The organism is Rhizobium leguminosarum (genome assembly GCF_019798305.1).
In the GTDB taxonomy this organism is placed as follows: domain Bacteria; phylum Pseudomonadota; class Alphaproteobacteria; order Rhizobiales; family Rhizobiaceae; genus Rhizobium; species Rhizobium leguminosarum_U.
In genome coordinates this window covers 224,432-238,306 of record NZ_JAAXDD010000003.1, presented here as the reverse complement: position 1 = coordinate 238,306, position 13,875 = coordinate 224,432, and the positions used below count along the sequence as shown (strand labels likewise).

Sequence of the window (13,875 nt, the reverse complement as noted above, 5' to 3'; positions counted from 1 at the left end):
AATCCTCTATAATCCAGGGAGGCTTAGTGAAGCACCGGATGCGGTCTGCCTCGATAGGCCGGGGCAAGTTTGGCAAGAGGGCTAACCCCACTCTCCGTCATCCTCGGGCTTGACCCGAGGATCCATGCCCGCTGCTGCTGGTGGATGCGTTGTGGATGCTCGGGTCAAGCCCGAGCATGACGGAGGGTGAGGCAGGCGGGAGGAGCCATTCATGGCGCAGACGCCTGAGTCAGGAATGCCGTCCGTCAGTTAAACCAAATGCCGGCCCTCCGGCTGAACTGATTTGATGAGGGAGGAGATCGACGTGCAATTCGCCCGCATAAACGACGTGACGATCCATTATCAGGTCATTGGCGCCCCTGCCGACAGGCCGGTGATCGTCTTTACCAATTCGCTGGGAACGGATTTCCGCATCTGGCGCGACGTCGTGATGCGGCTTGCCGGTGAATTTGCCATCGTGCTTTACGACAAGCGCGGCCACGGCCTTTCCGATGTCGGCCAGCTCCCCTCATCGATCGAAGACCATGCGACGGATCTCGCCGGCCTGCTCGATCTGCTGTCGGTCAAGAATGCCGTCATCTGCGGCCTCTCCGTCGGCGGCCTCATCGCCCAGTCGCTCTATCACCGCCGGCCGGACCTGGTCCGCGCGCTGATCCTCTGCGACACCGCCCCTAAGATCGGCACGGCGGAGAGCTGGAACGCCCGCATCGCCGCCGTCGAGAGAAATGGGATCAGCAGCATCGTCGATGCCATCATGGAACGCTGGTTCACGCCCGCCTTCCGGCGGCCCGAGAGCACCGCCTATGCCGGCTATTGCAACATGCTGACGCGCCAGCCCGTCGAGGGCTATCTCGCCGCCTGCGCCGCGATCCGCGATGCCGATTTCACCGAAATCGCCAAGACGATCACTGTGCCAACGATCTGCATCGTCGGCGACCAGGACGGCTCGACGCCGCCCGATCTCGTGCTTTCGACCGCGAAGCTGATATCAGGCGCCCGTTACGAGGTCATCCCTGATTGCGCGCACATTCCCTGCGTCGAGCAGCCGGAGGCGCTAACGGCGATCATCCGCGCCTTCCTCACATCCATTCCGTCCGGAGAAGTCAGCCCATGAATGAGACCGCGCCCTCCTCCGAGCGCTATCGGCAGGGCATGGCGACCCGCCGCGCCGTGCTCGGCGACGCCCATGTCGACCGCGCCGCCACTGCTGCGACCGAGTTCGACCGCCCTTTCCAGGAGTTGATCACCGAAGCTGCCTGGGGCCATGTCTGGTCGCGCCCGGGGCTGACGAAGCGCGAGCGCTCGATCGTCACGATCGCCCTGCTTGCGGCGCTGGGCCAGGACGACGAGGTCGCCATGCATGTGCGCGCCACTGTCAATACGGGGGCGACCCGCGAGGACATCTGCGAGGCGCTGCTGCATGTGGCGATCTATGCCGGCGTTCCCGCCGCCAATCACGCGATCAAGATCGCAAAACAGGCTTTTGAACAGATGGACGCCGAAAAGGCGGCCTGAGGGAGGAAAATGTCCGAACGACCGAACCGCAAGCCCGAGACCGGCGGCTTCTTCGCCCGCGACCGCGCCTGGCATGCGCCGGCGCTGACCCCCGGCTACAAGACCTCCGTGCTGCGCGCGCCGCAGCGCGCGCTGCTGTCGCTCGACGGCACGATTTCCGAGACCACCGGTCCGGTCTTTGGCCATTCGATGATCGGAGACCTCGACAACGACCTGATCCTGAACTACGCGCGGCCCGGCGAAAGTGCGATCGGCGAACGCATCATCGTCCATGGCCGCGTGCTCGACGAGCGCGCCAGGCCGGTTGCAGGCGCCTTGGTCGAGTTCTGGCAGGCTAATGCCGGCGGCCGCTATCGCCATAAGAAGGAAACCTATCTGGCGGCGATCGACCCGAATTTCGGCGGCTGCGGCCGCGCCATCACCGACGAGGACGGCCGCTACCATTTCCGCACCATCCGTCCCGGCGCCTATCCCTGGCCGAACGGGATCAACGACTGGCGTCCCGCCCATATCCATTTTTCGATCTTCGGACACGGCTTTGCCCAACGCCTGATCACCCAGATGTATTTCGAAGGCGATCCGATGATCTGGAAATGTCCGATCGTCGGCACGATCCCCGACAAGGCGGCGATCGAGCAGCTGATCGCGCCGCTCGACTGGGGCAACACCATTCCGATGGATTCACGTGCCTATAAATTCGATATCGTGCTGCGCGGCCGTCGCTCGACGATGTTCGAAAACAAATTGGAGGGCAACTGACCATGCAGCAGCTCGGCTACCTCAAGGAAACCCCGTCGCAGACGGCCGGCCCCTACGTCCATATCGGCTTGACGCCGAATTTCTGCGACATCGCGGGCGTCTACGACACCGATCTCGGCATGGAGATGGTCAACGACAAGACGCTCGGCGAGCGTATCACCGTCACCGGCCGGATCCTCGATGGCGCCGGTGCGCTGGTGCGCGATGCGGTGATCGAGATCTGGCAGGCCGACAGCGCCGGCCTCTACAACAGCCCGTCTGAAATGCGCGGCGCCGCCGATCCCAATTTCACCGGCTGGGGCCGCTGCCCAACCCGTGCCGAGGACGGCGTCTACAGCTTCGAGACGGTCAAGCCCGGCCGTGTCCCCTTCAAGGACGGCCGCAGACAAGCCCCGCACATCACCTTCTGGATCGTGGCCCGCGGCATCAATATCGGCCTGCACACGCGCATGTATTTCCCCGAGGAGACGGAAGCCAACGCCGCCGACCCGCTGCTTTCCCGCATCGAACATCGCGAGCGCGTCGCAACGATGGTCGCCACCCGCGACGGCGCGACCTGCCATTTCGACATCCACCTGCAGGGTCCGAAGGAAACGGTGTTTCTCGATATCTGAGGGCATGGTGGCGGCTTGTTTGCTGGCCACTGTGCAAGTAACCTCCCTTCACCTGCCCTCTCACCAAGGGGAGAGGGGACGTGCCCACCGAGATCACCTGCCCATAAAGCGCGGACGCCGCCTCTAGTCCCTTCTCCCCAGCGGGGAGAAGGTGGCGGCAGCCGGATGAGGGGGCCGCCACACAAACCGAGACAATCATGACCGCATCGCCCTTCGACCACCCCTTCCTTTCCGGCCTGCTCGGCGACGACGAAATCGCGCCCTATTTCTCCGCCGAGGCGGATATCCTGGCCATGCTCTCCTTCGAGGCCGCGCTCGCCAAGGCTGAAGCCGCTCATGGCCTCATTCCTGCCGAAGCCGCAAGGCGCATCGCTGACACCTGCACCGCCTTCTCGCCGGATATGTCCAGTCTTCGATCGGCAACGGCAAGAGACGGTGTCGTCGTTCCCGACCTCATCAAGCAGCTGCGCACCGATGTCGGAGAGGAAGCGGCAAAAAGCCTGCACCTCGGCGCCACCAGCCAGGATGTCATCGATACCAGCCTGATGATCCGCCTGAAGGCCGTCGTCTTCCTGTTTGCCGGCCGGCTTTCCACCATTACCGCAGGGCTCGATGCGCTGGACGGCCAGTTCGGCCGGAATCAGCTGATGGGTCATACCCGCATGCAGGCGGCAATCCCTATCACCGTCTCCGATCGCCTCAATGCGTGGCGCGCACCGTTGACGACCTATCGCGACCGCCTGACCGAACAGAGCTTTCCTGTCCAGTTCGGTGGTGCGGCCGGAACACTGGACAAGCTCGGATCGCAGGCCGCAGCCATCCGTGCCTCGCTCGCCCAGGAACTCGGCCTCACAGATGCACCGCAATGGCAGAGCGGGCGTCTGCCGATCGCCGATATTGCCGGCCTGTTCGCGTCGATATCAGGCAGTCTCGGCAAGATAGGGCAGGATATCGCGCTGCTTGCCCAGGCCGGCGATGAGATCGAAATCTCGGGCGGTGGCACCTCGTCGGCCATGGCACACAAGCAAAACCCCATTTCCGCCGAGGTCCTCGTCTCGCTCGCCCGCTTCAACGCCACTGCTTTATCGGGCGTCCACCAGTCCCTCGTCCATGAACAGGAACGCTCGGGCGCTGCCTGGACGCTCGAATGGCTGCTGCTGCCGCAAATGACGATAGCAACCGCCGCCAGCCTGCGGCTGGCGAAGGAGCTGACGGGGAATATCAGGCGGCTTGGATCGCTTTAGCTCAGAACCTGAAGCCCGTGCTTCTGCACGATCGAGAGCAGCTTCAGCGCGATTCCGCTCGGCCGCTTGGCACCGCTTTCCCACTTCTGCACCGTGGATTCGCTGGTATTGAGATATCGTGCGAAAACGGGCTGGCTTACGTGATTGCTTTCCCGCAGTGCCTTGATCTCTTCAGGATCGAGAACGCCCGGCGAAACGAGGCAACTTTCGTCGAAGGAGCGCATCGTTTCCTTGTCGATTGTGCCGGCGTTGTACATGGCCTCGACTGAACTGTGGATCGCTTCGAAAGCATCGCTTTTGAAATTACGCTTCGTCTTCATCATCTACCTCCACGAGCGCACCGGCTCGAAGTTCGGTTTCGATATCGGATGCTGTTTTCTTGCGGTACAAAGCAGCAAGCGCCTTGAAAGCCAGTAGCTCCGCGTCATCGATATTCGCACGATCCTTCTTGGGCGAAAAGATAGGCGAACACCCAAAACCGTCCGGCATTCGCCAAGACGATCGAACGATGACGGTTGTCTTTCAGACGCTTCTTGAAGACACCGCCGCCCAGATCGTCGGCCTTGCCTTCCGCTACCTGCCTGATAGCTTCACGCAATTCCGAATCTGATATATGCGCCTTGCGCGCCGCCTTGGTAAACCAACCCGTTTTGTATGTGCGCCCGACCATGGGTTTATGTAGCACCAGGTGCTATACTTATCAAGACGGGCGTGACCTCGGCTTGCAAGCTTTTCTTCCCTCAACGGAGCAGCCTCGTGACCTTCCCCCTCTTCGATCTCTCCGGCCGCCGCGCCCTCGTCACCGGCTCCAGCCAGGGCATCGGCCGCGCATTGGCAGTCGGGCTTGCCGAGCATGGCGCTTCGATCATCATCAACGGCCGCAACGCGCAGAAGGCGGAGGCCGCCGCCGAGGATATCCGTCGCAGCCATCGCCATGCGGTCAGCGCCGCCTTCGACGTCACCGATGCGGAGGCCAGCCGCACCGCCATCACCTACATCGAGGCCGAGATCGGCCCGATCGACATCCTCGTCAACAATGCCGGCATGCAGTTTCGCACACCGCTGGAGAACTTCCCGGTCGACAAATGGGACGAGATCTTCAAGACCAATGTCTCCAGCCTGTTCTATGTCAGCCAGCCGGTCGCCCAGGCGATGATATCGCGCGGCCGCGGCAAGATCATCAACATCGCCTCCGTCCAGGCCGAACTCGCCCGTCCCGGTATCGCGCCCTATACCGCGACCAAAGGCGCGGTGAAGAACCTCACGCGCGGCATGGCCACCGACTGGGCGAAATACGGCCTGCAGGTCAATGCGATCGCGCCCGGCTATTTCCGCACGCCGCTCAACCAGGCGCTTGTCGACGATCCCAAGTTTTCTGGCTGGCTGGAAACCCGCACGCCGGCGGGCCGCTGGGGCGAGGTCAAGGAGCTTGTCGGCGCCGCCGTCTTCCTCGCCTCGGATGCCTCCTCCTTCGTCAACGGCCACATGCTGACCGTCGATGGCGGCATCACCGCCTCGCTCTAGAACAGGATGTCGTCCGAAAAACCGCTCACACTTTTCGGCATCATGCTCTGAATTCGCATCATCCGAGTTTGGCGATGGCACGCAGATTGTCGGCCGTCGTTGTCGGGAATTCGAAGAATTCGAGATAGGCGGGGATCTGTTCGAACAACATGTCCGTCCCAACCTGAAATGCACAGCCGCGCGCTCGCACGGCCTCGAGAAAAGGGGTTATCTCCTTCGTCATCACGACTTCGCCGACGAAGGTCGAAGGCGAGATGCGGTCGATATCGATCGGCAACGGGTCGCCCCGTCGCATGCCGAGGGGTGTCGCGTTGACGACGATATCGAAACCCGCTGGATCGGCGGAGCCGACCGTCACTTGAAGCTGCGGATAATATTTCTTCAGCCTGTCCAGCAGCGCGGTCGCGGTCGTCTCATTGGGGTCGAAGATGGCGAGATGCTCCACGCCCGCCTGTGCCAAGGACGCCGCGATCGCCGAGCCGACGCCGCCGGCACCCGCAATGAGCGCATGGGCTCCTTCGACCTTCTTACCCTTGCGCAATACGCCGCGAACGAAGCCTTCGCCATCGAACATGTCACCGATCAGCCTGCCGTCCGAACCAAGACGCACTGCATTGCACGAGCCGGCGACTTTCGCGTTGGTCGACGTTTCGTCGAGCAGCGCCATCGTCGAAATCTTGTGCGGCATCGTGATCAGAGCACCGTGGATATTGGACAACCGGAACAGAAGCTTCAGAAACGCCGGATAGTGCTGCGGCCTGCAGCCCATCGGCACGACGACGGCATCAATTCCGTTCTCCTCGAAGTACGGATTGTAGATCAGGGGGGCCTTGAAGGACTCCGTCGGATAGCCGAGGTGAGCGATGAGTTTGGTCGTCCCGGTGATCATGTGGTCAGACTTTCTGGGGATCGGAAGAGGCGCTGGCGTTAGAGAGGTGGATCATCTGTCCCCAGCGCGCCGATCTCTTGATCGCTTCGACGACCCTGAGCGTTGCGAGGCCCTCCCGACCACTCACCAGAGGCGTGGCATCGCCACGAATGACGTCGCAAAAATGTCTGAGCTGAACGCAAAGGGGATCGGCTGCTTGGTAAGGCACCCGCTCCTGGGCAAGCTGCTCCAGCCAGTCGGGCCTCAAAGGGCTCGTCCAAAGCGTCAGATCAGGAATTCCGAGCGAACCCTTGGTGCCGCCGATCTGATAGCAGAATTGATCGTAACGGGGAAAAGCAGGGTTTTCGCCGGTGGTCGTCTCCCAGCTCCAGGGCGCGGCCACGGCATCACTGCCGTTGAGGGTTGCAAGAACCCCGCTTGCGAAACGCAGCGTGACGACGGCCGTATCCTCGACGGCATGGTTCCGCACGGCGTGCGATTCCATCGCATGGACGGCTTCGACCTCGCCGAAGAGATATCGGAAGAGATCGACATCGTGGATCAGGTTGACGAAGACCGGGCCGGCGCCCGCTTCGCGCCGCCAGGGGATATCGAAATAGTCGTCGGGCTTGGCGACCCAGAACGTGCCGTGCACCGCGATGATCCGGCCAAGCCTTCCGCCGTTGACGATCTGTTTGACCGCCTGGATCATCGGATTGTGGCGCCTGTGATGGCCGACCAGCAGCGCTATGCCTGCTTTCTCGCCGGCTGCAACGAGCGCTGCTGCAGCATCGACATCGTCGGCGATCGGTTTCTCGATCAGAACGGGGATGCCGGCCGCGACGATCTCCATGCCGTTCTCGACGTGGAGCTGGTTCGGCGTTGCCACGATGACGCCGTGAGGCCTGTCCTCGACGCGGATGTCCAAGAAGCTCCGGTACCATCGAGCGCCGACAGTCTCGGCAAAGTCGCGACCGGCGGCGGAAGGATCGATCACCGCCGAGAGAGCGGTTCCGGGCTCGGACATGATGCGCTCGGCGTGGCGCCTGCCGATGAGGCCGGCTCCCATGACTGCAATCTCCAGCGGCTTCATTGCCGGCTCCCGTAATTTGCCAGAGGCATCGACCTTGAGACCCCTTACTTCCGCAGGATTTCTCCGAGGAATTTCCTGGTTCGCTCATGCTGCGGGTTTGTGAAGAATTCGGCGGGCGGGGCTTCCTCGACGATCGCGCCGCTGCCATGAAGATCACGCGATCGGCGACCTGGCGGGCAAAGCCCATTTCGTGCGTGACGCAGATCATCGTCATGCCCTCGTCGGCCAGCGCGATCATCGTATCCAGCACCTCCTTGACCATCTCCGGGTCAAGCGCCGACGTCGGCTCATCGAACAGCATCACTTTCGGCCGCATGCAAAGCGCGCGGGCGATGGCGACACGCTGTTGCTGACCGCCCGAAAGCTGCACCGGATATTTGTCGGCCTGCTCCAGGATCTTGACCCGCTCGAGCAGCCCGCGTGCCCGTTCCTCGGCCTCCGCCCTACCGACGCCGGCCGCCTTCATCGGCGCCAGCATGCAGTTCTGCAGCACGGTCAGATGCGGAAACAGATTGAACTGCTGGAAGACCATGCCGACTTCGCGACGGATCGCATCGATGGTCTTGGCCTGATTGCCGAGAAGAATCCCGCCGACGCGGATTTCCCCTTTTTCGTAGGTCTCGAGATGGTTGATGCAGCGAATGAGCGTCGACTTGCCGCTGCCGGAAGGCCCGCACAAGACGATCCTCTCGCCGCTGCGAACCGATATGTTGATGTCGCGCAGGGCCTGAAAAGCGCCATACCACTTCTCCACCCGCTCCATGGTGATCATGGTTTCTGCCTCTTGAGCGGGACTGGGACTGGTCATCAGTAGAACTCCATATTGGCGGGCTGGACCGCGTCGAAGAATGGGGCGATGCGGATCAGCGCGCAGAGGCGGCAAACTTTCGTTCGAGGCGCGCGCCAAGGATCGTCAGTGGGCAGCACATCAGGAAATAGAGAATGCCGACGATGCCGAAGACCGTCAGCGGTTGGAAGATCTGGTTGGAGATGATGTTGCCGGCCCGCGTCAGCTCGGTGAAGCCGACGATCGACGCAAGCGAGGTGCCTTTGATCAACTGCACGAGGAAGCCGACCGTGGCTGGCAGCGAGATGCGCAGCGCCTGCGGCAGGATGACATCCCTCATGCGCGAGACGTATCTGAGGCTGAGAGCCTTTGCCGCTTCCGTCTGGCCGCGCGGAACCGCTTCGATCGATCCGCGCCAGATCTCGCCCAGATAGGCGCTCGCATGCAGGGTCAGGCCGATCGCAACGGCCACCCAGGCATCGAGCATCAGCCCGACCAGCGCCAGGCCGTAATAGACGACGAAAAGCTGCATCAGCAGCGGTGTACCCTGGAAGACGGCGATATAGGCGGCGGTGACGCGTTCCAGCAGCGGGATGCCCGAGGCGCGCGCAAGGGCGACGCCGAGCCCCGCAATGCCGCCGCAGACGAAGCCGACGGCGGACAGGACCACGGTCCACTTCAGGCCGATCAGGAGGAAGACGAATTCGTCGTGACCCATGGAATTCCTCCTACTTGACCGGATATTTGAAGTAGCGCGCCGAAAACAGCGCGAAGATGCGCATCATCAGCCAGGAGATCACGAAATAGAAAACCGTGACCGTAAAGTAGACCTCGAAGCTGCGGAAGCTCTCCGACTCGATGCGCTGCGATACGGAGGTCAGCTCGTAGGCCGAAATCGCCGATGCAATGCTGGTTGTCAGCGTCAGGAGGACGAACTGGCTCGTCAGCGACGGATAAATCGCCCGCAATGCCGGCTTGAGAATGATCAGCCGGAAGACCTGAGCCTTGTGCAGACCAAGGGCGAGCCCCGCTTCCATCTGTCCCTTCGGGATCGACTGAACGCCGCCGCGAATGATTTCGATGGCGTAGGCACCACCGTTGATGCCGAGCGCGATAATCGCCGTCGGCGTCGGATCTAGCCTGATGCCCGTAAGCGGAAGCGCAAAATAGATGAAGAAGATCTGGACCAGGAACGGCGTGTTGCGGATCAACTCGACGAAGGCGATGACTAGCCATCGCGCCGGCTTGAGCGCAGAGTCGCGCAGCGCAACGCCGCCAATTCCGATGATGATCGCCAGCAGCATCCCACAAATGGCAAGCAAGAATGTCCCGAGACAGCCAAGCAAAAGGCTCGGCAGGCCATCTATGACCGGGGTGAAATCCAACTTATAGTTCATGGCGATCCTTCCGGTCCGTCTTCCTGAAAGTTCAGTCCCGCTTGACCATTCCAGCCATCGCCTGGATAGCGAGTTCGTAGCCGTCGGCTCCAAAGCCGATCATGATGGCGGTGGCGATGCGTGAGATCAGCGAATTGTGGTAGATGCTCTCACGCGCATGAACATTCGAAATGTGCAGCTCGATCTTCGGCGGGTCGAACATTTTCAACGCATCCAGAAGAGCGATCGATGTGAACGTATAACCGGCAGGATTGATGATGATGCCACAGGCGTCGGTCCTGGCCTGATGCACGCTCTCGACCAGTTCGCCCTCGAAATTGGTCTGCCGAAACTCGACGTCGAATCCCAGCGCCTTTGCCTTGGTCACGCACCGTTTCCTGATGTCGGCAAGCGTCGTGGTTCCATAGATTGCCGGCTCGCGCTGACCGAGAAGATTGAGATTCGGCCCGTTGAGCACAAAGATTGGCTTGTTCATGATCGCGCACCTCAAACGGGGTAGAGCCTTTGGCATGGCGGTTGCGTTGACGGGCATGGCTGCCCGCCTTCATTGGTAAGAGCTTCGTCTGGACGTCAAAATCCCCGCCCTAAGGCGATTGCCGCCTGCCCCTCATCCGGCTGCCGCCACCTTCTCCCCGCGCGCGGGGAGAAGGGACAAGCTGCGACCTCTCCGTCCCTCGCGCACTCCTCGCGGGGCACGTCCCCTCTCCCCGTTTTTACTAGGGTCCGAAGGATGGGTCGAGACGAGTGGCTCGACCCCGGCAGGTTAGGGTGAGGGGCAGCCATCCTTTACCGTTGGCTCAGTTCGCCGCGAACGGAATGCCTTCCAGCTTTTCCGGGAATTCCGGGACCGGAACCTTCATCCACTTGTCATAGACGGCCTTGAGTTCGCCGTTGGCCTTGATCTTGTCGATAAAGGTGTTGATCGCCGCATTGATTTCCTTTTCGCCGAGACGCGTGCAAGCACCATTGTAGAGCTTCTGGAACTCAAGCTTGTTTTCGAATTCGCCCGGACGGGCCTTCTCCACCCGGTCCATGTAGAAGATGTTGCCACCAAGCGTCTCGACCTGGCCCGACACCAGGGCCTGAACGCTCGCGGCGTCGCCATCATAGCGGCGGATGGTGGTGCTCGGCGGCGCGTTCTTGGTGACCTGCGTGTCCTGAGCTGCACCCTTGGCAACGCCGACTGTGAACTTGGCCATGTCGGCATTCGTCTTGATCTCGGCCGATTTCGGACCAATCAGAACGATGGCATTGGCAACATAGGGCTTGCTGAACTGCACGGCCTTTGCGCGATCCGGCAGCATCGCCATCGTGGCAAACAGAACGTCGACACGGCCGGCCGTCAGTGCGGGAATGCGGTTGTTGACTTCAAGCGGCACGAACTCGACGGAAACGCCCAGTTCCTTGGCAAACAGCGTTGCGATGTCGGCGTCGAGGCCGTCCTGTTTGCCGCCGCTGGTCACAAAGCCCCAGGGCGGATTGTCACCCTGAATCCCGACGATGATCTTGCCGCGAGCCTTGATTTCATCAGGCGTGATGGCGGCGGCCGGTTGCGCCAGAGTGACGGCAGCCACCAGGGCCGCGGCTCCGAGCATCGCGTTTCGGCGCGTTAGCAAAGACTTGAACATAGTAATTCCTCCTCCATTGGCGGTCATTCGACCGGACAGCCACCTCACCTTTTGACTGTGAGATGAATGATTGCCAGAGACCAGCGCTCACATCAACAGAGTTTTTCCAAATCATATGAGAATTTATGATAAGACACGCTATTTGAATTCCTCACGACATTTGCCATAATAGTAGCGAGCGATTTCAGGGACACATCGTTGTGTTCAGCGCTCGTTTAATCTCGCAGGGATATCGGAAGGGCTTTGACATGAGGACCTCGATTGCGACTGTCACGATCAGCGGCGAACTCCCGGAGAAGCTCGAGGCGATCGCCCGAGCGGGCTTCGACGGCGTCGAGATCTTCGAGAATGACTTCCTCGCCTTCGACGGGAGCCCGGCTGATGTCGGAAAACTCGTCCGCGACCATGGCCTGGAGATCACCCTGTTTCAGCCGTTCCGTGATTTCGAAGGCATGCCGGAGCCGCTGCGAAGCCGCACGTTTGACCGAGCGGAACGGAAGTTCGACGTCATGCAGCAGCTCGGAACGGATCTGGTGCTCGTCTGCTCCAACGTCTCGCCGGCCGCTATCGGCGGCATCGACCGGGCAGCAGAAGACTTCCGGGAACTCGGCGAGCGTGCCGCCCGGCGGGGTCTGAGGGTGGGCTACGAGGCGCTTGCTTGGGGCCGCCATATCAGCGACCACCGCGACGCCTGGGAGATCGTCCGTCGCGCCGATCATCCGAACGTCGGTCTTATCCTCGACAGCTTCCACACCTTGTCGCGCAAGATCGACGTCAATTCCATCCGCTCGATTCCCAAAGAGAAAATCTTCATCGTCCAGCTTGCCGATGCTCCGCTGATCGACATGGACCTGCTCTATTGGAGCCGCCACTTCCGAAATATGCCGGGTGAAGGCGACCTACCCGTCACGGCGTTCACCGAAGCCGTCGCGGCAACAGGTTATGACGGGTATTTCTCCCTGGAGATCTTCAACGATCAGTTTCGAGGTGGTTTGTCGCGGGCGATTGCCGCCGACGGCCACCGCTCGCTGATCTATCTTGGCGATCAGGTGCGCCGCCATCTCGGCATCAGCAGCATGACCGGGGCGGCGATGCCGAAAAGGCCTTCCGTCAAGGGCGTCGGCTTCGTCGAGTTTGCCACGGACGAGGAAGACGAAGTCGAGCTGGTTGCCTTGCTGCGCACCCTCGGATTCAAAAAGACGGCGGTCCATCGCACGAAAAAGGTCTCCCTCTTCGAGCAGGGCGAGATCCGGATCCTCGTCAATGTCGATCAGGCAGGATTTGCAAACGCGGCCTACGCCGTTCACGGGACTTTTGCATATGCCATGGCCCTGATCGTGGACGATGCCGTCAAGGCCTATGAGCGCGCGCTCGCCTTGGATGCAGAGCCTTTCATCCAGCCTGTCGCGGAGGGTGAGCTCGAGCTGCCTGCCATTCGGGGTGTGGGGGGTGGGATCATCTATCTCATCGACGACAAGAGCGCATTGGGTCGCTTCTCCGAAATCGACTTTCAGCCGGTCACGGACGACAGCGACGCGCCGTCTGCAGGGCTTTTGCGCATTGATCACGTCGCCCAGACGGTCGGCTATGATGAAATGCTCACCTGGCTTCTGTTCTACACCTCGATTTTCGAGACGCGGAAGACTCCGATGGTCGATATCATCGATCCGGCCGGGGTGGTCCGCAGCCAAGTCGTCGAGAACGACACCGGCGCGCTGCGCATTACCATGAACGGCGCCGAAAATCGCCGCACGCTGGCCGGACATTTCATTGCCGAAAAATTCGGGGCCGGCATACAGCACCTGGCGTTCTTGACCGACGACATCTTTGCAACCGCCGAAAGCCTTCGTGTTTGCGGTTTCAGATCGCTGCACATTTCGCCGAACTACTACGACGACGTCGAAGCACGCTTCGGTCTCGATCCTGTAATGACCGAGCGGCTGAAGGCGGAAAACATCCTCTATGATCGCGATGAGCATGGCGAATATTTCCAGCTCTATAGCGGAACCTATGGAGAGGGGTTTTTCTTCGAGATCGTCGAACGCCGCGGCTACCGCGGCTACGGCGCACCGAACGCAATTTTCCGGATCGCCGCTTTGAAGAAACAGATGCGACCGGAGGGAATTCCGAAAGACGCCTTTTGAGGTCCTGGTTTAGCTGGGGTCAGGACCTATTAACTGGCATCAACTGCCAAGAGCTATCGCTTTCGGAATAGGCCACGAACGGCAACTGCCCGCCGGGAGAAGCCGTCATAGGACTCGCGCGGCGTAATCCGAATAGCCCGTAAGCTCCGCGCGGGCCAGATTAGTCGTTTCGTATAGAACGTGATCCAGAGGCTCGATAGATGATCTCTCTCTCTATGTTGGCGGGATTTGTAGGCTCGCAGAACTGATTGCCTTTCGTAACTTTATGGCGCAGCATATTCCGCGCGGCCTGGAGGACGGGG

The 13,875-nt window shown here is 61.1% G+C and carries 14 protein-coding genes and 2 pseudogenes; 7 read left to right on the top strand and 9 right to left on the bottom strand.

Features of this window, described 5'->3' with window-relative positions; genetic code table 11:
- Positions 1 to 304: 304 nt before the first annotated feature.
- From pcaD to HFO99_RS07010, 5 genes are all read left to right on the top strand, one after another.
- Positions 305 to 1,114, top strand: coding sequence for a 3-oxoadipate enol-lactonase (gene pcaD / locus HFO99_RS07030; protein ID WP_222360182.1), 810 nt, complete (start codon positions 305 to 307; stop codon positions 1,112 to 1,114).
- A complete protein-coding gene (pcaC, locus tag HFO99_RS07025) occupies positions 1,111 to 1,515 on the top strand; it encodes a 4-carboxymuconolactone decarboxylase (RefSeq protein ID WP_222360180.1) in 405 nt (134 codons plus the stop codon). The genes pcaD and pcaC overlap by 4 nt, the downstream gene beginning before the upstream one ends.
- Before the next feature lie 9 nt (positions 1,516 to 1,524).
- Positions 1,525 to 2,274, top strand: a complete 750-nt coding sequence (gene pcaH, locus HFO99_RS07020; RefSeq protein ID WP_222360178.1) for a protocatechuate 3,4-dioxygenase subunit beta — start codon at positions 1,525 to 1,527, stop codon at positions 2,272 to 2,274.
- Between the two features lie 2 nt (positions 2,275 to 2,276).
- Positions 2,277 to 2,888, top strand: coding sequence for a protocatechuate 3,4-dioxygenase subunit alpha (gene pcaG / locus HFO99_RS07015; RefSeq protein WP_222360176.1), 612 nt, complete (start codon positions 2,277 to 2,279; stop codon positions 2,886 to 2,888).
- 197 nt (positions 2,889 to 3,085) lie between these two features.
- Positions 3,086 to 4,132 (top strand): 3-carboxy-cis,cis-muconate cycloisomerase, encoded by a 1,047-nt coding sequence (locus HFO99_RS07010; RefSeq protein ID WP_222360174.1) that lies wholly within the window; start codon positions 3,086 to 3,088, stop codon positions 4,130 to 4,132.
- On the opposite strand, the gene HFO99_RS07005 is transcribed toward HFO99_RS07010, so the two are convergent.
- Together HFO99_RS07005 and HFO99_RS07000 are read right to left on the bottom strand one after the other, a co-directional pair.
- Positions 4,129 to 4,452, bottom strand: coding sequence for a helix-turn-helix domain-containing protein (locus tag HFO99_RS07005; protein WP_222360172.1), 324 nt, complete (start codon positions 4,450 to 4,452; stop codon positions 4,129 to 4,131). The two genes, HFO99_RS07010 and HFO99_RS07005, sit on opposite strands and share 4 nt — an antisense overlap.
- Positions 4,436 to 4,802: pseudogene (locus HFO99_RS07000) on the bottom strand (type II toxin-antitoxin system RelE/ParE family toxin). The gene HFO99_RS07005 and the pseudogene HFO99_RS07000 overlap by 17 nt, the downstream one beginning before the upstream one ends.
- An 86-nt stretch (positions 4,803 to 4,888) precedes the next feature.
- On the opposite strand from HFO99_RS07000, the gene HFO99_RS06995 reads away from it, so the two are divergent.
- Positions 4,889 to 5,656 carry an SDR family oxidoreductase gene (locus HFO99_RS06995; protein WP_168305704.1) on the top strand — a complete coding sequence of 256 codons (768 nt, stop codon included), beginning with the start codon at positions 4,889 to 4,891 and terminating at the stop codon, positions 5,654 to 5,656.
- Positions 5,657 to 5,714: 58 nt separating this feature from the next.
- Here the strand turns inward: HFO99_RS06995 and HFO99_RS06990 are convergent, their stop codons facing one another.
- From HFO99_RS06990 to HFO99_RS06960, 7 genes and pseudogenes are all read right to left on the bottom strand, one after another.
- Positions 5,715 to 6,545 (bottom strand): shikimate dehydrogenase family protein, encoded by an 831-nt coding sequence (locus HFO99_RS06990; protein ID WP_222360170.1) that lies wholly within the window; start codon positions 6,543 to 6,545, stop codon positions 5,715 to 5,717.
- A gap of 4 nt (positions 6,546 to 6,549) precedes the next feature.
- Positions 6,550 to 7,617, bottom strand: a complete 1,068-nt coding sequence (locus HFO99_RS06985; RefSeq protein WP_222360168.1) for a Gfo/Idh/MocA family protein — start codon at positions 7,615 to 7,617, stop codon at positions 6,550 to 6,552.
- A 44-nt stretch (positions 7,618 to 7,661) separates the two neighbouring features.
- Positions 7,662 to 8,425, bottom strand: a pseudogene (locus HFO99_RS06980) (amino acid ABC transporter ATP-binding protein).
- A 55-nt stretch (positions 8,426 to 8,480) separates the two neighbouring features.
- Entirely contained in the window at positions 8,481 to 9,122 is a 642-nt protein-coding gene (locus HFO99_RS06975) for an amino acid ABC transporter permease (RefSeq protein WP_222360166.1), read from the bottom strand.
- Between the two features lie 10 nt (positions 9,123 to 9,132).
- Positions 9,133 to 9,801, bottom strand: coding sequence for an amino acid ABC transporter permease (locus HFO99_RS06970; RefSeq protein WP_017991876.1), 669 nt, complete (start codon positions 9,799 to 9,801; stop codon positions 9,133 to 9,135).
- A 31-nt stretch (positions 9,802 to 9,832) separates the two neighbouring features.
- Positions 9,833 to 10,276 (bottom strand): type II 3-dehydroquinate dehydratase, encoded by a 444-nt coding sequence (locus HFO99_RS06965; RefSeq protein WP_222300557.1) that lies wholly within the window; start codon positions 10,274 to 10,276, stop codon positions 9,833 to 9,835.
- A gap of 322 nt (positions 10,277 to 10,598) precedes the next feature.
- Positions 10,599 to 11,429: a transporter substrate-binding domain-containing protein gene (locus HFO99_RS06960; RefSeq protein ID WP_222333734.1), complete on the bottom strand. Its 831-nt coding sequence runs from the start codon at positions 11,427 to 11,429 to the stop codon at positions 10,599 to 10,601.
- Positions 11,430 to 11,677: 248 nt separating this feature from the next.
- Here HFO99_RS06960 and HFO99_RS06955 point away from each other — a divergent pair, with 248 nt between their 5' ends.
- Complete coding sequence (locus HFO99_RS06955) at positions 11,678 to 13,573, top strand: bifunctional sugar phosphate isomerase/epimerase/4-hydroxyphenylpyruvate dioxygenase family protein (protein WP_222360164.1); 1,896 nt, start codon at positions 11,678 to 11,680, stop codon at positions 13,571 to 13,573.
- The last annotated feature ends 302 nt before the right edge of the window (positions 13,574 to 13,875 follow it).